This is a genomic window from uncultured Arcticibacterium sp. (assembly GCF_964021845.1).
In the GTDB taxonomy this organism is placed as follows: Bacteria; Bacteroidota; Bacteroidia; order Cytophagales; family Spirosomataceae; genus Arcticibacterium.
In genome coordinates this window covers 1-20,274 of sequence record NZ_CAXHZC010000014.1, presented here as the reverse complement: position 1 = coordinate 20,274, position 20,274 = coordinate 1, and the positions used below count along the sequence as shown (strand labels likewise).

Annotated in this window: 18 protein-coding genes; 5 read left to right on the top strand and 13 right to left on the bottom strand. The window is 36.6% G+C overall.

The genetic code is table 11. The features are described from left to right. Positions 1-96: 96 nt before the first annotated feature. The 5 genes from AADJ06_RS21935 to tilS all read right to left on the bottom strand — a co-directional run bounded on the left by AADJ06_RS21935 (position 97) and on the right by tilS (position 6,721). Positions 97-540, bottom strand: coding sequence for a Rid family detoxifying hydrolase (locus AADJ06_RS21935; protein WP_341228647.1), 444 nt, complete (start codon positions 538-540; stop codon positions 97-99). 18 nt (positions 541-558) lie between these two features. Next, on the bottom strand, positions 559-1,665 hold the full coding sequence (locus tag AADJ06_RS21930; protein WP_341228646.1) for a dipeptide epimerase: 1,107 nt from the start codon (positions 1,663-1,665) through the stop codon (positions 559-561). Beyond that, positions 1,649-2,785, bottom strand: coding sequence for a P1 family peptidase (locus AADJ06_RS21925; RefSeq protein ID WP_341228645.1), 1,137 nt, complete (start codon positions 2,783-2,785; stop codon positions 1,649-1,651). The genes AADJ06_RS21930 and AADJ06_RS21925 overlap by 17 nt, the downstream gene beginning before the upstream one ends. 215 nt (positions 2,786-3,000) lie before the next feature. Further along, positions 3,001-5,301 carry a carboxypeptidase regulatory-like domain-containing protein gene (locus tag AADJ06_RS21920; protein WP_341228644.1) on the bottom strand — a complete coding sequence of 767 codons (2,301 nt, stop codon included), beginning with the start codon at positions 5,299-5,301 and terminating at the stop codon, positions 3,001-3,003. An 88-nt stretch (positions 5,302-5,389) separates the two neighbouring features. Further along, the gene (tilS, locus tag AADJ06_RS21915; protein WP_341228643.1) at positions 5,390-6,721 is read right to left on the bottom strand and encodes a tRNA lysidine(34) synthetase TilS; all 1,332 of its coding nucleotides are present in this window, start codon (positions 6,719-6,721) and stop codon (positions 5,390-5,392) included. 68 nt (positions 6,722-6,789) lie between these two features. On the opposite strand from tilS, the gene AADJ06_RS21910 reads away from it, so the two are divergent. The 4 genes from AADJ06_RS21910 (at position 6,790) to AADJ06_RS21895 (ending at position 10,826) form a co-directional block, all read left to right on the top strand. Beyond that, positions 6,790-8,676, top strand: coding sequence for an OstA-like protein (locus tag AADJ06_RS21910; RefSeq protein ID WP_341228642.1), 1,887 nt, complete (start codon positions 6,790-6,792; stop codon positions 8,674-8,676). 167 nt (positions 8,677-8,843) lie between these two features. Continuing rightward, positions 8,844-9,416: a T9SS type A sorting domain-containing protein gene (locus AADJ06_RS21905; protein ID WP_341228641.1), complete on the top strand. Its 573-nt coding sequence runs from the start codon at positions 8,844-8,846 to the stop codon at positions 9,414-9,416. 89 nt (positions 9,417-9,505) lie between these two features. After that, a complete protein-coding gene (gene bamD / locus AADJ06_RS21900) occupies positions 9,506-10,435 on the top strand; it encodes an outer membrane protein assembly factor BamD (RefSeq protein ID WP_341228640.1) in 930 nt (309 codons plus the stop codon). 70 nt (positions 10,436-10,505) lie between these two features. Then, positions 10,506-10,826: a DNA-directed RNA polymerase subunit omega gene (locus AADJ06_RS21895; RefSeq protein ID WP_341228639.1), complete on the top strand. Its 321-nt coding sequence runs from the start codon at positions 10,506-10,508 to the stop codon at positions 10,824-10,826. 125 nt (positions 10,827-10,951) lie between these two features. Here the strand turns inward: AADJ06_RS21895 and infC are convergent, their stop codons facing one another. The 8 genes from infC to AADJ06_RS21855 form a co-directional block, all read right to left on the bottom strand. Then, entirely contained in the window at positions 10,952-11,509 is a 558-nt protein-coding gene (gene infC, locus AADJ06_RS21890; protein WP_341228638.1) for a translation initiation factor IF-3, read from the bottom strand. A 93-nt stretch (positions 11,510-11,602) separates the two neighbouring features. Beyond that, positions 11,603-13,552: a threonine--tRNA ligase gene (thrS, locus tag AADJ06_RS21885; protein WP_341228637.1), complete on the bottom strand. Its 1,950-nt coding sequence runs from the start codon at positions 13,550-13,552 to the stop codon at positions 11,603-11,605. Positions 13,553-13,562: 10 nt separating this feature from the next. Further along, positions 13,563-14,621 (bottom strand): tetratricopeptide repeat protein, encoded by a 1,059-nt coding sequence (locus AADJ06_RS21880; protein WP_341228636.1) that lies wholly within the window; start codon positions 14,619-14,621, stop codon positions 13,563-13,565. A 76-nt stretch (positions 14,622-14,697) separates the two neighbouring features. After that, positions 14,698-16,278 carry a hypothetical protein gene (locus tag AADJ06_RS21875; RefSeq protein WP_341228635.1) on the bottom strand — a complete coding sequence of 527 codons (1,581 nt, stop codon included), beginning with the start codon at positions 16,276-16,278 and terminating at the stop codon, positions 14,698-14,700. A 42-nt stretch (positions 16,279-16,320) separates the two neighbouring features. Further along, entirely contained in the window at positions 16,321-16,728 is a 408-nt protein-coding gene (locus AADJ06_RS21870) for an EVE domain-containing protein (RefSeq protein ID WP_341228634.1), read from the bottom strand. 31 nt (positions 16,729-16,759) lie between these two features. Then, the gene (locus tag AADJ06_RS21865; RefSeq protein ID WP_341228633.1) at positions 16,760-17,239 is read right to left on the bottom strand and encodes an MOSC domain-containing protein; all 480 of its coding nucleotides are present in this window, start codon (positions 17,237-17,239) and stop codon (positions 16,760-16,762) included. Beyond that, positions 17,196-17,882, bottom strand: a complete 687-nt coding sequence (gene nth, locus AADJ06_RS21860; protein ID WP_341228632.1) for an endonuclease III — start codon at positions 17,880-17,882, stop codon at positions 17,196-17,198. Before nth ends, AADJ06_RS21865 begins: the two co-directional genes overlap by 44 nt. 21 nt (positions 17,883-17,903) lie before the next feature. Further along, positions 17,904-19,013, bottom strand: coding sequence for a VWA domain-containing protein (locus tag AADJ06_RS21855; RefSeq protein WP_341228631.1), 1,110 nt, complete (start codon positions 19,011-19,013; stop codon positions 17,904-17,906). 353 nt (positions 19,014-19,366) lie between these two features. On the opposite strand from AADJ06_RS21855, the gene AADJ06_RS21850 reads away from it, so the two are divergent. After that, on the top strand, positions 19,367-19,864 hold the full coding sequence (locus tag AADJ06_RS21850; protein WP_341228630.1) for a hypothetical protein: 498 nt from the start codon (positions 19,367-19,369) through the stop codon (positions 19,862-19,864). The last annotated feature ends 410 nt before the right edge of the window (positions 19,865-20,274 follow it).

Genomic DNA, 20,274 nt, shown 5'->3' with positions numbered 1-20,274 from the left:
TCAGGGTATTTAGCACGAAAAAAGGCCATCTCATTTTTTAATATGAGACAGCCTCATCTTGTCTTAAAAGTTCTCACAATGGATTATATTCTAAAATCAGTCCAAAGCCGCCATACATTCTATCTCTACTTTTGCCCCTAAAGGTAGGGCTCCTTGTAAGGCACTTCTTGCTGGTTTATTTTCTGGGAAGTATTTGACATAAGCTGCACTCATGGCTCCAAACTCAGCCATGTCGGCTAGCATACAAGTACATTTGATAACCTTATTCATTGATGTACCGTTTGCTTCCAAAATAGCTTTAAGGTTTTCCATCGTTTGCATAGTTTCGGCTTCTATGCCGCCTTCTACCATTTGTCCATTTGGCAGAGCACCTATTTGACCAGAAACATAAAGTATATCTTCATAAGCCACTGCCTGCGAATACGGCCTGTTCAGTTTAGCAAACTCCTCTGTTTGTAAATAAGTCACTCCTTCCTTTTCAGGACGCTCACACGACCACATAGAAACTATTAAACCAATTACCACTAGCCACTTTTTCATTCTAAATATTCGTTTTAATTAAATCACTATTCTCTCTAAACTTTCTAAATATTCGGTTTTTACTTTCACGCCTAAACCAATTTCTTTTCCTAAATATATAGCTCCATTTTCGCTATAAGTCATACCCAATAAAACTGGGTCTTCTTTAAACATTAGTGGAGTGTCAAAATCAATATACTTTACACTTGAACTTGTCATTGCCAAATGAGCCGCGGCTGTAAAACCTATTCGAGATTCTAAGAAACCCCCTATTTGAAGAGCTACTCCTGCCTTTTCTGCCTCTTTTATAATTTTTAAAGCCTTAAATATCCCAGAAGACTTCCCCAGTTTGATATTGATGGCATCACAAGCTTTTAAAGCTATGAGCCTCATAGCATCATGATGATCTAAACAGGACTCATCTGCCATAATTGGGATTGGGCTCTCGTTTTTAACCTTTGGCAAAGCCATAAATTGCCACCTAGGTATAGGCTCTTCACAGTGCTGAATGTTATAAGATGCCAAAGCCTGTAGCGTTTCAATAGCTTCTGTCACTGTCCAACCTTGATTTGCATCTAAACGTAAAGGTATTTGCATTCCTACAGCTTCCCTAATGGCCTTAATTCGCTTAACATCTTCTTTTCCATTTTTACCAAGTTTTACTTTAATCACTTCAAAACCTCTCTCCTTAATATCTACAGCGTCTGCCGCCATATGAATAGCATCACCTATGCTGACAGTATAATCTGTTTTAAGTACTCGCGTTTTTTTAGCCCCTAAGAATTGGTAAAGCGGGAGTTTAGCTTCTTGCGAAGCAATATCATAAATGGCTATATCAAAGGCACTTTTAATGCTGGTGTTTCCATAAATAGTTCTATCCATTTCTGATGAGCAATGGGCTATATCTAGAGGATTTTGACCTTTTAATACACTAGCCAAATACTGACCAACCACAAAACAAGTATCGATACTTTCACCATTGATGGGCAAAAATGGACTACACTCTCCTATTCCTTCTAAACCTGTATTAGTATAAATTTTGACAATAATATTGTCGGCATACTTCATTTCGCCCAAAGAAATCACAAAAGGCTTTTTGAGTTTTATTGGAGATTTATAAATCTCAATTTTACTTATCTCCATCATTATCTTTTAAAGCACTGTACTCTTTCATAACCTCTAAAACCATATCAATAGGCAAAGCTTTTATTTCATGACCATCTCTTCCTACTGTGCTTTCTGCCGTAAAAAGTGAGTTATAAATAGCTTCTTGTGTAGCCTCAATGGTAGCAAGAAACAAGGGTGTCATAGCACCATTATCTAAAAAACTATTTTGTAAAATAGGGGATGAACTACTATTTGGAATTAAATTTTCTTTTGCGGTAGAGACCGCAATCACATAATCACCACTTCCATTAGAAGCTATTCCTCCTGTTTTGGCTAGACCCATAATCGCCCTTTTCGCCATTCGCTCCAAGTTTCTGGCATCCACAGGAGCATCAGTTATTACCACCATCATACAGGAGCCATCCACGTCATAAGTATAAGCTCTTGGATAATTATCTAAAGCCTTTGCTATAGGCACGCCGTTTAATTCAAAAACGCCACCAAAGTTAGTTTGTACCAGTACACCTACCGTATAGCCTCCTAACTTTTCAGGTATAAGCCTTGAAGATGTTCCTATACCTCCTTTATATTGAAAACAAATAGTCCCCGTACCCGCTCCCACATTGCCTTCTACTACCTTTCCTGTTTGGGCATTTTTAATGGCTTCTAAAACGTGCTCCTCCTTTACATGCCTTCCTCTTATGTCGTTAAGGTAACCGTCATTGGTTTCTCCCACCACAGCATTCACCGAACGGACGTTTTCATTGCCAGGCTGACTAAGTGTATTGCTTATTAAAGCATTTGTGGCTGCCGCCACGCTTAAAGTATTTGTAAGAACAATAGGCGTTTCTATATTTCCTAACTCTTTCACTTGGCTATATCCTGCAAGCTTTCCGTAGCCATTGCCTATATAAACAGCTGCTGGTAGTTTCCATTGATAAATATCCCCCTCATGCGGAAGTATGGCCGTAACGCCTGTTCTTATGCTGTCGCCAATAGCTAGGGTAGTGTGCCCTACTTTTACTCCCTTTACATCAGTAATAGCATTATACTTACCAGGTTTTAAAACACCTATCTCAATGCCATAATCTCTTAAACGAGGTTTCTGAGAAAAAGCGGAAATAGAAACTAATAAAAACAGTAGAAGTAAATACCGCATACTTTTGGGAAGTTTTTTCTTTGAAAATAGGCCGCTTTATGCAGAATGTCGTTTTCAAATAGAGCTATTTTAAAATTTAGCGAAAACTATCCAATAAAAAATAGAAGTAGTACAAATAAAGGTTTGTTGATTTATAACAAAAAAATCGGCTCGGAAACACTATCCAAGCCGATTCTATAATAAACCTTAACCCTAAACTATGAAAAAATATATCTTTAATCTCTTTTAACTGTTGGCTCATTTACGTTCAAAATCTTGAACTCTGTTCGCCTATTTAATTGATGTTTCCGTTCGCTACAATCCACTCCATCTGCACATCCATTAACTAACATTGTCTCTCCGTAACCACTTCCTAAAAGTCTACCTTCTGATATTCCTCTTTTAGATAAATAAGCTACTACAGCTTTTGCTCTGCTGTCAGATAATGCCTGATTAAAATCAGCTCCTGACCTGCTGTCTGTATGAGACCTAATTTCAATTGCCATGTTTGGATACTTTTTCAAAATTGGTAAAACCGTATTGTCAAGTTCCTTTCTGGCGTCTTTCCGAATGTCTGATTTACCATAGTTATAGTAAATGTTTTCGATTCTAAATATATCACCTTCAGCAATCATGCCAAGATTCTGTTCGTAGGTGGTATTCTCCTTTCTTTTTGCTTTTACTTTACCTATTTCTTCTGTATTTGTAGCATAATTATCTTTTACTGCCGACACCACATACTTCCCCTTTTTTATAGGCTGAAACTCGTATCTACCGTCTTTTCCTGTAATTACAGTCTCGGTAGACTCGTCTCTCGTGTTAGTCAAAACCACAGTGGCACCAGCAATTGGCTCGTTTGTTAATTCTGATCTAATTACTCCTTTAACTAGTGGTAATTTAGAGGCTATCAAGTTTATTTTAAGTTCTGCATGCCCTTCTTCTGTCACATACATATTCTCATACCCAACGGAGTTAGATTCGTAACCTTCCATGAAAGCATTAAAGTTAAAGTCTAAACCAGTTCCCATACATACATTGACCTCGCCCTTACCATCCGTTTTAAATAAATCTTGATTTACCCCGTTTTTGATAAGCCTTATTTCGGCACCGGGCAAAAGTTCATTTGTACTAGCGTCATAAACCGAAACTTTAAGCTCACGACACTTTCTACCAAATGCATAAATATCATCATCAGAGTAACCTGTTTTTCTGTTAGAAGCAAAGAATCCTGAATTTCTGGACCCGTCCGTAATTAAACTAAAATCATCTTTCTCTGAATTTATAGGTGTACCCAAGTTTTCTGGAAGTGAAACCGCTTTATCATTGTCTAACTCAACATAGAAAATATCTAAACCTCCCAAGCCAGCATGCCCATCAGATGCAAAATAAATATTGTCAAACTCGTCAATAAACGGAAACATTTCGTTCCCCTCCGAGTTAATATCTCTACCCATATTTTTAGGGTTGCCCCAGTTTCCGCCGTTATACTCCACCACATAAATGTCTGTGCCACCATAACCTCCAGGCATGTCAGAAACAAAATACAACTTCGTATTACCCATATTCAAAGATGGATGACCACAAGAGTACTCATCAGAGTTAAAAGGCAGCTCGTCTATATGGTCCCACTTATTTCCGTCAAACTTGGCAGAATAAAGCTTCAGCTTATTGATTCCATCTTCACTTTTCTCTGATTTGTTCCCGATGTAATTATTCCGTGTAAAAATGACCTGTTTTTGATCACTAAAGAATGTAACTGGGCCTTCATGATACTTAGAGTTTAACTTTTTACTAAAACCCTCTAAACCCTCGCTTAATGCAGAAATAGCTCCTCCACCTTTGCTACTTTTAGATAATGAAGCTACTGTTTTTCCTTTATAATTTATAGAAAGTTTTGTAGTGTCAGGGTATTCAAACAAATCCAAAAATGGTGTTTGATTATTCATGAACACTCGCTTTATAAACTTATCTTCTTCTCTAGCCGAAACAAATACCAGACCTTTACCAAAATAAACCGGACTAAAATCTGCTTGGCTAGAATTTATAGCGTCTAAATATTTTACTTGATATAAAGATGAATCACGTGCAAAAGATGACCTATCCATATAGGCCACTGTAAAGTTCTTAGCTCTTAAATCACTGCTTTGTCTTTCTCCATAAAGGGAGTAATATTTCTGAGACTCTCTATATTTAGAGTTACTAGCCAAAACTTGTGCAAAGTTCAGGTACTCTTTACTATCCAAAATACTTTCATGATTTTTGAAAAGAATCCTATAAACCCTTTCGGCATTAGTATGATCTTGCAGTTTTTTATAGCAAAATGCCAGTTTTGACAGGCCTTCGGGAAGATCCTCGTCATCTGACTTTGCACTTTCTACAAAAGCCTCGTAGTTCTTTATGGCTTCTACATAACTTAGTCTCTCAAAGTTACGATTACCCGCTTTTAGGCTAGCTTGCGAATATGACTGAAAAACTATTAGCGTAAAAAAGATTAATAGTCCAGCACATTTCTTCAACATGGACGTTCTTATATTCATTTTCCTATTAGGATTTGCACATTAACACTTATCCAAAAGCCGTGCCAAAGTCTTTTCCTAATAAGAAAATCCAGAATTACCTCCAGCTCTAAAACCTACAATATGTAACTTCTAAAACTTCAGAAGCACTTTTATTGGTTTTAAACTTTTCTGAAATTCTTTGCCCCACTAGCCAAACTATCTCTTTGTTGGAACATAATACCAGAACTTTTTCTTTCTCATAAACCGGTATTTTTTTATCAATCAGGTAGTCGGAAACCTTCTTTTTCCCTTTCATTCCGAAGGGTTGAAAAACATCTCCTTTTTGCCAATTTCTTAGTGTTAACGGATAAGATAATTTTGAAGCATCTAGAAAAGCATTGTCTGCATTCATCAAATCATTTTTGGAAGGAAATTCTAGGCATTCTTTAAATTTCAAAGTTCCAAAAGCAAAATTCACCTCTTTAGAATCAGCTTCAATGTCTATATTAATCTTTTCCTTAACCTGATTTAACAATGTCACTATCACTGTGTCACGGTCAATTAAAAGGCGATGACTAGCACTTAAAAATTGACTCCCACTTAAACTTTCTTTAGAGCCTAAAATAGAAATACTTACATCATAGTTAAAACCAAGTTCATCCAGCCAAAACTCTATTACAGCACTTTTCTTTTCATCGAAGAAAACCTCAAAATCAACGCAAATACTGTCCTTTGTAACCTCCAAACACTCCTTTTTAAAGGCTTCTAACTCGTTTTTGATATAATCTAGAGCACTATTTACCCTAGAGCTAGTGTGTTGAAAATTCTCAACCAATTTAGGATTTAACTTTTCTAATAATGGAATCACATGATGCCTCACATGATTTCTGTAGTACTTATCAGAAGCATTAGAACTGTCTTCTCGCCATGGCACCTTATTTTTCTCCACAAAAGCTCTAATATCGCTTTTCTTAGCGAACAACAAAGGTCGTATCAAATTGCCAGACTTTGGTAAAATCCCTTTAAGACCGCTTAAGCCCGTGCCGCGGGTCAAATTTAAAAGAGCCGTCTCTAGAGAATCTTGAGCATGATGAGCTGTAGCTACCCATTTAAGATCATGCTTCTTTAAAAGTTTCTCAAACCAAGGATAACGTAATTCTCTAGCAGCCATTTGAGTAGAAATCTTATGCTGACCAGCAAAACCTAAAGTGTCAAACTTTACAGTTTCAAAAGGAATCGCTCTTTGGCGGCAGTAAGTTCTTACCATTTCTTCATCCCCATCTGAATGTTCTCCTCTTAAAAAGAAATTACAATGAGCCACCACTATCTTAAATGTAGTAGTCTCAAAAAGCCTTAGCATACCCATAGAATCTACCCCACCACTTATGGCGAGTAAAATTCCATCAGAATCTGAAACTTTGACACTAGTCTTAAGGTATGTTAAAAAGGGAATATCCATGGTTTTATAGACCGTAATGCCACAAAATTACACTAATTTTGCGAAGCAATTTCTTAACAATTCTGCACTTGAGGTATATAGTTTTTGTATTTGTACTATTGAGCTCTAGCCAACTTTGGGCTCAGAAGCCACTAAACCCGGCTATTGACAGAGGTCCAAAATCTACTATCCAACTTATAAAAGCGGATTCGCTGATAGTGAATTCTGGCGAAAGTCAGATTAGAACATTCTATGGTGATGTGCAATTTCTGCATCGTGGAGTTTATATGAATTGTAGGCGAGCCATCCATAATTCGGGTACGAATAACCTGGTAGCCTACGGCAAAATAAAAATTAACCAAGGCGACACATTGACCATTACTGGCGATACCCTCTATTATGATGGTAATACAAGAATTGCCAAGATTCAAGGTAAAAGGGTCATCATGACCGATGATGAAATGACTTTGGAGTCTACCAAAATGAATTATAATCTGAATACGGATGTGGCCTACTACCCTACTCCAGGTGTGATTCATCAAGACTCCGTTCAGTTAAGTAGTAAAACTGGTTACTATAATACCACTACTAAAATTTTCAATTACTTCGGTGATGTGGAAATTCTCCACCCTGATTTTGTTCTTTGTACCGATTCATTAGACTATAACAGTTTAACAAAAAGAGCTGATTTCATATCTTACACCACTATAAACTCTCCTGATGGCAACCTTTCCGCCACCAGAGGATACTATTTCACAGACACACGAAAGTCAAAGTTTTACGGTCGCTCATTAGTGGAAAACGAAGAATACACCTTAGAGGCAGACACCCTAAACTTTGACATGCTAACGGAAGAGGGTTTTGGTGTGGGCAATGTTGCTTTCTTTAGCAAAAAAGACAGCATGTACTTAAATGGAGATTATGGGGAAAAGATAGCCTCGCTGAGGCTGACTAAAATGATTGGAAATACGCTCTTGCGTTCTGTTACAAGTGGAGACACACTATACTTAAGAGCCGATTTTATTTATGCCTACCAAAATATTGACGACGTTATAAAAAACACTTTAGCTATTGATAGCAGCCTGGTAACTAAAGACAGCCTTTTGACAGATTCTCTTCAAACCGTTTCTTTAAACGATAGCCTCTCCATAAAAGAAGGTTTGATAATGGACACTACATCAATTGACAGTGCGGCCTATTTAGATATTTCAGGCATTTCTATGCAAGGAGTAGACTCTGAAAACGCTACACAAACTAAAATTGTTGCTACTGAAAAAGATAGTACCCAAAATATCCTTCAAACTGACACTACAAATATTACTATTCCAAATACAGCTATAAAAGACACGGCAGAATCAGAAGTAGATAAAATTCAGTTCATAATAGCTCATGGCGATGTCAAAATCTATCGAAACGATTTCCAGTCAAAATGTGACTCGCTTAATTATAATCTAGTAGACTCCGTCATAACTTTTATCAGAGGCCCAATTATCTGGAGTGGCGATAGCCAATTAGAAGGTGATACCATCACAGCTAACATGGTCAATAATAAGATTAAGAACATGTTTCTCAATCAAAACAGCTTTGTGGTAGCTAAAGACTCTGTAGGGAATTTCAATCAGATTAAAGGCCGAGAAATTTTGGCCAATTTTGATGATGATACAAGCATCAAACAGGTGGATGTAGATGGAAACGGGGAAAGTATTTACTATACCCTTGACGATTACAACAAATTGATTGGACTAAATAAAGTACAATGCAGTAAAATGCGATTAAACTTCATGGACAGAAAAGTCAAAAGAATAGCTTTTATGGGAAGTGCGGAGTCAAAATTGATTCCTCCTTTTGAAATAAAAAGCGACCAACAGAAGCTACCAAACTTCTCCTGGAAAATTGACTCAAAACCCAGCAAAGAAGAGGTCCTTGGTTCAAATTTTGCTATAATTCCGGCGGACAACCTTCCAAAAATTGAGTAGTCAAACTCAGTAATTTAAAAAATATTGTTAAAAAACTAAAAAAAACTACTTAACGGACAACCTTTTGATTCTTTTCTACGTCTATTAAGGAAAGATTGAGATTTTTTTATATATTTTTGTAGAAACAAATTTTACTGAATGATTTAAAGTTTACCAAGGAAATGCAAATGTCTAAAAATATAAAACTGTTTTCCTGTGCAGTGCTAATGCTACTAGCCTCTTTTGGCTTGGCAAATGCACAAGGTAATCAGTCTAGGCTTAATATTGGTAAAAACCCGAGTCCAAGTAAAATATCTACACAGCCAGTAAGCTCTTACGTTAGTAAAGGCGTTCTCCCTTCCGAAATTTCAGTAAATAGTAACTCAGTAATTAATGAGTTTTACAAAGACCTTTTACTAAAAAACACTAATAAGGTAATTTCTCCGAAAGCAGTGTACGAAGCAGAAAGCCTCAGTAAGGATAAACTTTTTGTGGACCAAGAACTTTCCATATCTAATATCTATCCAAATCCAGCAAATGATTTTGCTTATTTAGATTACAAGCTTAATAGTTCAAAAAAAGCCGCTAAGATTTCTTTCTACAATATTTTAGGTGGCCAAATGGGTGATTTTAGTTTAGACTCATTTGATAACAAGCTTACTGTTCAAACAAGATCATGGGATAATGGAGTTTACTTTTATCAACTTATTTTGGACGGAAAAAAAGTAGCTACAAAAAAACTACTTGTTAGACACAACTAAGTGTTAATTCTCCTTAAATCAACAAGCATACATAATTATTAAGAAGGGCATGTCGTTCTACTATCGAAGCCTTTTATTACCTTTGCCGAATGAATTTCAAACACCTCCTAAAGCCGCTTTTTTTTCTAGTTGCTTTAGCCCTTTTCACTTCCTGTAACCGTGAGTTCACCAAACTTCAAAAGTCTGGAACTACAGAAAGTAAATATACCGCTGCCATAAAATATTATAATGAAGCAGACTACTTTCACGCCGGTTTACTTTTTGATGAAATAACTCCATTATTAAAAGGAGATTCTACTGCGGAGAAGTCGCAATTTTATAATGCCTATTGCAACTACTACCAAGGTCAGTTTCAGCTAAGTTCATATTTATTTAAAACCTTTTATGCTACTTATGCAAATAGCCCGTATGCTGAAGAGGCTTTCTATATGCATGCGTACTCTATGTTTAAGGACTCACCAAAGTTTAACTTAGACCAAAGCAGCACCTTAACGGCCATTGACGCTCTACAGACCTTTATAAACACATTTCCTAAGAGTCAGTATGCGGAGAGCTGTACACAAAACCTTATAGACCTTAGAGAGCGTTTAGAAAGAAAAGCCTATGAAAAAGCGGTACTTTATTATAACACCAGTGGGGTAACTATTGCTAACTATAAGGCAGCTGTAATCACCATTGATAATTTCAAAAGAGAATTCCCTGATTCTAGGTACAATGAAGAATTAGGCTACATTCAAGTTAAATCTGAATTTGAATTAGCAGAGAACTCTTTCTTTAGAAGACAACATGAACGTTATGAAAAAGCTATAAAATTTCATGAGGCTTTTGTAGATGCATATCCTTCAAGTAGCTACGCCAAAGAAATGGCCAAAATATATGAGGAAGCTCAAGCCGCTTTAGCCAAAGTTATAGAGCAAGAGGAAGAAATAGAGCGTTTGAAAGAAGAAGCAGCAGAAAGGAGATTAAAAAATGCTGAAGCTGCAAAAGAAGAAGCTCTTCTTACGCCCAAATTAAAATAAACAATCAAAGGGCAATTACAATAAAAATTGTATTTTTGCAATTCGTTTCACAAATAAAGAATAAAAAAACATGGCAGTTAATCCTTCAATAATTACAAGAGATACCGACAAATTGGCGGCCAAGACTGGTAATATATATAAGTCAGTGTTTATTGCTTCTAAAAGAGCAAGACAGATTGCTTTGAAAACCAAAGATGAATTAACATCTAAATTAGCTGAGTTTGCCTCTACTGTAGATAATCTTGAAGAAATATTTGAAAACAGAGAGCAAATTGAAATTTCTAAGTTTTATGAGCGTCAGCCTAAGCCTACTAGCATGTCTTTGGAAGAGTTTGAAAACGACGAAGTTATTTTCAGAGATAAGACAGAAGACAATTCTGAGTTAGCTTAAGTCATCCTTACGATATTTACAAAAAGCCTGCAATTTTATTAATTGCAGGCTTTTTTACGCTCTACCCTTTACATTTCAAATACCACAATACAAAGTATAGACATAAAAAAAAGCCCTAAGGGCTTTTATTTCTTACCTGCTTTAGGTGCTATGATAATGGTTAGCCTTTTACCTTCTAGTTTTGGTGGGGCTTCTGCTTTACCAAACTCCTCTACCTCTTCTAAAAATCTTCCGATTAATTCGTAACCTCTATCTTTAAAAACTATCTGTCTTCCTACAAAGTGTACAAAGGCTTTAACCTTAGAACCTTCTTGAAGGAAATTTTGAGCATGTTTCAACTTAAACTGGAAATCATGGTCATCAGTATTAGGACCGAATCTAATTTCCTTAATGACGGTTTTTTGCTGCTTGGCCTTAAGCTCTTTTTGTTTCTTTTTCTGCTCGTACTTGAACTTAGAGTAATCTAATACTCTACAAACAGGGGGCTTTGAATTAGGTACAATCTCAATTAGGTCCAACCCTTGCTCTCTTGCTAGTTCCTTTGCTTTATCTATTGGATAAACGCCTTGCTCTATGTTTTCACCTACTAATCTTACCTCCGGAACACGGATTCTATCATTAATTCGATGCTGGTCTTCTTGCCTTACCGGTCTTCTATAATTTTTCCTAAAGTGTTTTGCCATTCAGCAGTATATAATTGAGATTTAATATTTAAAACAAAGAAACCCCTTGTTTCTTAAAAATTTCTTTAAATTTTACCAAAAGTAGGCTTTGCGTTACTTTGCACCAAACTTCGGAATATTTTTATTTATTTCTTTATTGGCAAATAATACGAATTCCTCAAAAGAAAGTTGGCCAATATCACCTTCTCCTTTTTTTCTAACAGAAATTTTACGCTCTTGTTGTTCTTTTTCTCCAACAATTAGCATTAAAGGAATCTTATTCATTTCAGCATCACGAATTTTCCTTCCAATTTTCTCGTCTCTATGATCAACATAGCCTCTAATGTCTTGCTCTTGCAAGTCAAGGAAGAGTTCATTGGCATAATCCTCATATTTTTCAGATATAGGTAATATGGCAATTTGTTCGGGAGATAACCAAAGTGGGAAATTTCCAGCTGTGTTTTCAATTAGAATAGCTATAAAACGCTCCATAGAACCAAATGGTGCCCTATGTATCATTACAGGTCGGTGTTTTTGGTTATCTGCACCAACATATTCTAATTCGAATCGATTAGGTAACTGATAATCTACTTGGATAGTTCCCAGTTGCCATTTTCTACCTAAGGCATCTTTCACCATAAAGTCTAGCTTAGGGCCATAAAAAGCCGCTTCACCATACTCTATAACTGTTTCGAGGTTCTTCTCAGCAGAGGCATTAATAATGGCTTGCTCGGCCTTATCCCAGTCCTCGTCATTACCAATATACTTACTTCTATCTTCTTTACTTCTTAAAGAGATTTGAGCACTGAAATCATCAAAGCCCAAAGACTTGAAAACATAAAGCACAAGGTCTATAACCTTTTTAAATTCATTTTCTACCTGGTGGTTAGCACAGAAAATATGAGCATCATCTTGCGTAAAGCCTCTTACACGCGTTAAACCATGTAATTCACCCGACTGTTCATACCTATAAACCGTACCAAACTCAGCTAACCTTAGTGGAAGGTCCTTATAACTTCTGGGTCTAGTTTTGAAAATCTCACAGTGATGCGGGCAGTTCATTGGCTTTAGCATAAACTCCTCCCCTTCTTCTGGTGTTTTTATAGGTTGGAATGAATCCTCTCCATATTTTTCCCAGTGACCTGAGGTTTCATAAAGTTTTTTACTACCAATATGTGGCGTAACCACTGGTAAGTAACCTGCTTTTAATTGAGCTTTCTTCAAAAAGTTTTCAAGACGCTCACGTAGCATAGCACCCTTTGGTAACCATAATGGCAAACCTTTTCCTACTTTCTCAGAAAATGCAAACAAGTCAAGCTCCTGACCTAGTTTCCTATGGTCACGCTTTTTAGCTTCTTCTACCATGGTAAGGTATTCTTTCAGCTCACCTTGCTTAGGGAAAGTTATACCATAAATACGTGTTAACTGTTTATTTGACTGGTCTCCTTTAAAAAAAGCACCCGCAACGTTTGTTATTTTCGCAGCTTTTATAAATCCTGTATTAGGAATATGTGGTCCTCTACATAAATCTGTAAAGTTACCTTGCTTATAAAACGTAATGCTACCATCCTCTAAACCTTCTAAAAGATCTAGTTTATACTCGTCATTCTTTTCTTCAAAATAAGACTTTGCATCAGCTTTTGACATAGGAATACGCTCAAACGTGTTCTTTTGCCTAGCTAATTCTATCATCTTAGCTTCAATCTTGCCAAAGTCATTTGATGAAATCGACTGTTCACCTGCATCTACATCATAGTAAAATCCATTCTCTACAGGTGGTCCTATCCAAAATTTAATGCCAGGATATAAAGCCTCTAATGCTTCTGCCATTAAGTGAGCAGAAGAGTGCCAAAACGTAGATTTCCCGTCCGTGTCTTTCCATGTTAAAAGTTGAACACTCGCGTCTTCATTGATAGGCCTGTTTGAGTCCCAAACTTCTCCATTTACTTTTGCAGAAAGTACGTTTCTTGCTAATCCCTCTGAAATTGAAAGAGCTACATCCATTGCAGATGCTCCCTTTTCAAACTCTTTTACACTCCCGTCTGGCAGCGAAATCTTAATCATAAATCTATTTTTATATATCTACCGAGCGATATATCCGCTCTACTAAACTTGTCATTCTTTGATAGGACGTTTCAAAGTCCTCATCTCCAGGAAAAACCCTTTGAGCTTTCAAATACAATTCTTGTGCCTGTTTATATCTTTGAAGGCGTTCTAAGCAATATCCTGCACGAAGGTAAATACTTTTTTCCTTTGAAGATTTATCTATGGCTAATTGAAATGTTTCAAAAGCTTTTGTAAAGTTTCCATACTGCATGTAAATATTGGCGATATCGCCATTTACAAAACTAGCTTTAGGAGATATTTCTAAAACCTTATTATAAACCCTTAAAGCACTATCTTGCTTGCCTAGGCGTTCCATTATTTTGCCTCTATTGTGCCAAAGACCTATATTTTCATCAGAGCCTTCTTGCAAAAATCCCCTTTCGGTAACCTGAACGGCCGAGTCTAACCGACCATCTGACTTTAAATATGCTTTGGCTAAATAGTCATATGACTCAGGGTTAGCCTTATCTAACAATAAAGCTTGCTGTAGCACATTTACTGCAGCTCCTAGGCTATCTTTCTTTAAAAACCAGCTTCCTTTTATTCTTAAGGCCTCTGCATTTTCTGGCATCACTTTAAGAGCCTCATCTATATATTGAGAAGCTAAATTAAGGCTATCTACCTCTAAATACAGTTTTGACAGATGTGTGTAAAATAGTGGCGACTCTAAACCTGCCCCTGCGGCTAATTCTGCTGTTAAAACACTTTCCTTTAACTGATTAAGCTTAAAAAGAATTTGAGATTTCAAAAACGTAAGTTGTTGATTGTTTGGTTCTAAACCACTTGCTTGTTCTACATCTTTTAAGGCCTCTTGGTGCCTACCTAATTTGTGAAAAATTTTGGCTCTTTTAAATAAAGCTTCTCCTGAAATAGGGTTGTCGGCTATCACACTATTTAACTTAGTGAGATTTAAGCTATCTTGATGAACAATGTTTATCTCGCCAATTTCAGCCAAGGCGGTGCCGTTCCTTTGGTTTTTGGCACAAGAAACAAATAATAAAACACCAATGAGTGGAAGGAAACGCAATTCTATTCTTAAAAATGAGCCACAAAGTTGTGAATTTTTTATGGCTGATTAAAGTAATTTCTAATAAGGTTTTTGATTAACCTCCACTGGCTATCTTAGTTAAATAAATGGTCTTTCTTATTTGAGTGAAACTAGCGGGTGTATCTTTCCTTTTTTTGCCAAAAAGGCCACGCTTTTTCTTTGTATTACTCTTTACCAAATTATCATTGACAGACATGGCTTCCATCTTGCTTTTACTCCCTTCTGCTATAAAATAATTTCCGTACCAAAACTGCACTTCAGAATAAGAAGGTAGGTAAGGCATATTTTTCACACCCTTCTCTTCATCAGACAGTTTATAAAGCAGAGGCTTTGTACCTATATTAAAATTATTAGCCGCTAAATCTCCTTTTAAACAATAAGAGACTGCCCCTCTTTCATTATAAGCTAAAGCTTGCTGAACTTGACCAGATAAATTATTGATGTCAATTCTGTTCGAGGTAATCAAATCGCCATCTGGAGTCAATTCCATTACAAAACCGGTAGGATAATGATACCCTCTAAATACTTGCCTTGTGGTGCTGTTTCCTCTTTGATTATAATACCCATACCTGCTTCCATAGCGGCTACGGCCATAACCTCCACCATATGGGGAGTTATAAGGATTATATGGGTCTTGTTCAGTTATTGACTGATACTGTGCTTTAAGAAAAACCCCTCCGAAAATGATGTTCCCATTTCCTTCCAGTGGTTTATTAGAAAGGAAATTATAAGACTTAAGAATTTCTTGAATGTTTTCGACCGACAAACTTCTGTTACCTTTAAGAAGCGATGTGAAAGAATAAGTTTTCATATCTCCCCCACCTGAAAGGTTATAAACATAAATGCCCTTATCTCCTATATTAGATTGATAGGTTCCTAAAACCACCTTTTTACCATTACTTAATCTAACTAGTTTTCCGTCCAAAGGAAACTTTCCACCTTTTTGCTTAATCTCCGTTTTAAAAAGAACCGTACCTGTGGTATCTAAAATAGCGTGTGTAACAAACGCATCTTTGATAAACTCCCCTTTTTTCTTCTTTTCATTAGAATAGCCTTTTTGTTTTACGGACCATAGGCTCTCTATTTGGCTCTTTTCTGGTAAATACTCAAACAAATTGACAGAAACAGAACCTAAAATGGTACTGTCTGCTTTGAGTTCTCCTATTTCCGTATTGAAATTATGTTCAAAAAATGCAGCCCCTTTGGCGTTAGCACCTGCCATTAAGACTTTGTCGTTAAGAAAAACATAATCTTGGTCTAAGAAATATTCGCGAAGCTCAAAACCATCTTGATTTACCTCACCAGATGATAAGTTAAACTGAAAAACTTGGTAATACATACCACTAGTTTCTGAGAAAAGCAGGCTTATGCGGTCATTGGCTACTGTATAGGCTTTAGGTTCGTCCTCGGCGTCTAGAAAAACTTCTCTTTCCCAAAGTTTATCCAAATTCTTATCAAACCTGAAAACAGCCGCTTTGGTAACATCCGTTTTTATAATGAGTATCAAACCCTGCTCTTCTAAAGGTATAAGCATTTGCCACGTAGGCCTTCCTAAAACCTCCACTTGAACGTTTTTCTCTAGCTGAGCAAAAACGGTACTGGTAGAAAGAAGTAAAAACAAAAAAAGGTATTTCATACAAGTGACAATATGGTTTTTGAAGCAAACCCTGCTTTATTATTATTTTTCAGACATTTCAATGATGATATGAAAGGCCTCTCTTGGTACTGGCTGAACAGACAAACGCTGTAGCTTTACCAAAGCAATATCTTTCAAACGTTCATCGTCCTTAATTTCTTGTAATGTAACCCCTCTTTGGAGTTTTTTTACGGGTTCCAAATCTACCACCACCCAGCGGTCATCATCTGTGGTGGGGTCTTGATAAAACTCTTTCACTACTTTGGCTATGCCTACTACGTCCTTTCCTTTATTAGAATGATAAAAAAGAACTAGGTCATCTATCTTCATCTCTTTCATATGCTTTCTGGCCGCATAATTCCTGACCCCATCCCAGTGGTCACGTCCTAATGTCACAAAATCATCCCATGAATAAGTGTCGGGTTCTGTCTTTACTAACCAATAGTTCATAATATGTTATTTTTTATATTCCAATAGATTATTAAGCTTCTAGTACCGTCAGCGAATCTCCTATTCTAATAAGGCCGTCTTCTAATATTTCTGCTGTGATACCTCCATGACCTCGCATAGCGTTATAGCCGCCTTCCCCTAAATTCTTCTCCATTCTGGAGCAGGGATGACAGTAACCTGTCATTTTTAGTTTTGCGGTGCCTAGTGTAAAAGTAAGGTCTTTTAAAGCCAAAAGGTTGGTTCCGGATATGACAACATTACGGCGAAGTTCCTGAGGATTGATAGTTTCTAATCCTAGAATATCGGCAACAGCTTTAATATGCTCTGCCTGAATTAAGGTTACTTGTCGTTTCTTGTTTTTGCCTTTGTAATGGTCTCCCTTTAAGCCTTTTGATGCCGTGGCAATAACCTCATTAGCCTCTTTGACAGCTACTGCTCTTTCTTCCCTTATACCTATCCATCTTACCTTACCCGATTTTGGGAAGCTTTTCATCAACTGCTTTATGTCCATGTTTTTGAATCTTTGGGTATGACTTGCACCATGCCGTTATTCCGCAAACCTCGCACTTGGGCGTTCTTGCCAAACAAGTATAACGACCGTGTAATATTAACCAGTGATGTGCTTTAGGAATAATTTCGTCAGAGAATTCTTTGACCAATTCTTTTTCTACCGTTAAAGGGGTTTTGGCCTTCAAAGAAACTAAACCTAAACGATGAGAAACTCTAAATACATGAGTATCTACCGCCATGGTTGGCAAATTATGTATGACAGAGGCTATTACATTGGCTGTTTTACGACCTACACCAGGAAGTTTAACCAGCTCATCTATAGTGCCAGGTACCACATCATTAAACTCGTCTATTAGCATTCTCCCTAAACCAACTAAGTGCTTGGCCTTATTATTAGGGTAAGAAATGCTTCTTATTATTTGAAAAACGTCTTCTTGTGTAGCTGCCGCCAAAGCGTTTGCATTAGGATAAGTATCAAATAGGTACGGTGTCACCATATTGACACGTTTATCGGTACATTGTGCTGAAAGCACCACAGCTACTATTAATTCGTAAGGATTGGTGTACTGTAACTCAGTTTCAGGGTTAGGTTGATGTTTTGAGAAATACTCAACAATACCTGCGTAACGTTCTTTCTTGGTCATTAATAGTAAATCTTAGGGCGTTTATCTTACGTTTTTTCTTCTGTTCTTTTCAAAGTCCTCCAATACAAAACCTCCAAGGCCATCTAAATTAGAATAGTAGGCTCTACCGTTATTTACTTTGGTAAAATCTCTTACAAATTGCTTTAAATAAGGGTCCGAAGCAATCATAAAAGTGGTGATAGGAATATTAAGCCTTCTTGCCTGTGCAGCAATAGTCAATGTCTTGTTTACAATTTTTCGGTCTAAGCCAAAAGCATTTTTATAATAATTGATACCTTCTTTAAGGCAAGTAGGTTTTCCATCGGTAATCATGAATACCTGCTTATTCTTGGTTTTTCTTCTTCTTAATAAGTCCATGGCTAGTTCTAAACCAGCCACTGTATTTGTATGATATGGCCCTACCTCTAAATAAGGTATGTCTTTTAATTTAATGGTCCAGGCATCATTTCCAAAAACTAGGATATCTAAATTATCCTTAGGGTAGCGTGTTTTGATAAGTTCGGCCATGGCTAGAGCTACCTTTTTTGCCGGTGTGATTCTATCTTCACCATATAATATCATGGAATGACTAATATCAATCATTAAAACAGTAGAAGTATTTAGATTAGTTTCTGTGTCTACCACTTCTAGGTCTTTCTCTGTTAATCTAAAATCATCACCCAAACCACTATTTACCTGAGCGTTTTTTAAACTCTCCGTCATACTGATTTGCTCTAAACTATCTCCAAACTGAAAAGGCCTTATATCGCTGCTTTTCTCCCCACCTTGCCCAGGAAACTTTGATTTATGATTTCCGCCACCTTTTGACCTTTTTAATTTACCAAAAATCTCATCTAGGCTACGCTTTCTTATGCTTTGTTCACTTTTGGGTGTCATGCTCATACCTCCACCGCCTTCTTGCTCTTCTTCCTTTATATAGCCATTATCCTTTAGGTCTTGAATAAAGTCTGCCATAGCGTAGGTATCATCCGTTATATTATAACGCCTATCCAGCTCATTCATGTAGTTCAGTGACTCGCTCACATCCCCCGCAAAAATTAGGAGTAGCTGCTGAAAGATGTCAAGCAGTTTTTCAAAACTAGCTCCACCCTTCATGTCTGGTTTAAAATCTGTAAAACGAAATCCTTTCATAATTGAATTAAAGATAGGTAAGAATAGGTAACCTTTAAATTAAAACGCAGCACCACCCTTTTTGGTTTTCATTCTATCAATTTATTAGTTTTTCGCACTAGAAAGTATATCCTAACCTAAAATAAGCCCATTTCTTCCTACACCTAAAATGAATATTAGTCCTTAGAAAAGGCTCTTTAGTACAGAATCACACCATTTAATCATTCAATTTCCGGAGAAACATTCCGTTTATCGAAAAGTCATGACCGTTTATCGAAAAACATGACGAACGTCATCTTTCACTATATATCTTTGAATTACTAAAGCACGGAGGAAATATCTAAACACTCTGATGCTTCTAAAGAAAAAGAAAAATGAAAAAAGTATTATTGTTAGTTTCGGTTTTGGTTTTTACTGCTCAAGCGGCTTACTCACTTGATGATAAGAATGGCGGAACAACAAACAATAGTGCAATAAGTGTTTCTAACTTTTCTTTAAATAAACTAGGTTCTCAAGTTAAAGTATCTTGGTTTTCTACAGAAGGTAGCGATTTTGAATCAATAGTTTTAGAGAAGGCAGAGAACATTGAAGATTTCAAGTCTTTACAATCTTTCAGTAGCTATAATTCTGCAAAGGCTCTCAGGTATATATCTGTAGACCTTAAGCCAGCGGTTGGTCAAAACAATTACAGACTTAAAATAGTGAACAAAGACGGTAGCGAAACTTATTCTGAAGTTATTTCAATAGGTGTAAGACCTGAAGTAGAAAAAGAAGTAGCCCCGGCTCCAGTTAAAAGGAAAGTTGAAAATAATAATTACGGTTTAGACTCTTTAAACTTATTCAGCTCTAGTCAAATGATTAACGCTGCATAAAACATTAACACTTGCTCGCTAAAACGCTTACTTAGAATACTTGCTCGCTAGAATGCTTACTTAGAATACTTGCTCGCTAGAATGCTTACTTAGAATACTTGCTCGCTAAAACGCTTACTTAAAATACTTGCTCGCTAGAACGCTTACTTAGAATACTTGCTCGCTAAAAACGCTTACTTAAAATACTTGCTCGCTAGAACGCTTACTTAGAATACTTGCTCGCTAAAACGCTTACTTAGAATATTTGCTCGCTAGAATGCTTACTTAGAACACTTGCTCGCTAGAATGCTTACTTAGAACACTTGCTCGCTAAAACGCTTACTTAGAACACTTGCTCGCTAAAACGCTTACTTAAAATACTTGCTCGCTAAAACGCTTACTTAGAATACTTGCTCGCTAAAACGCTTACT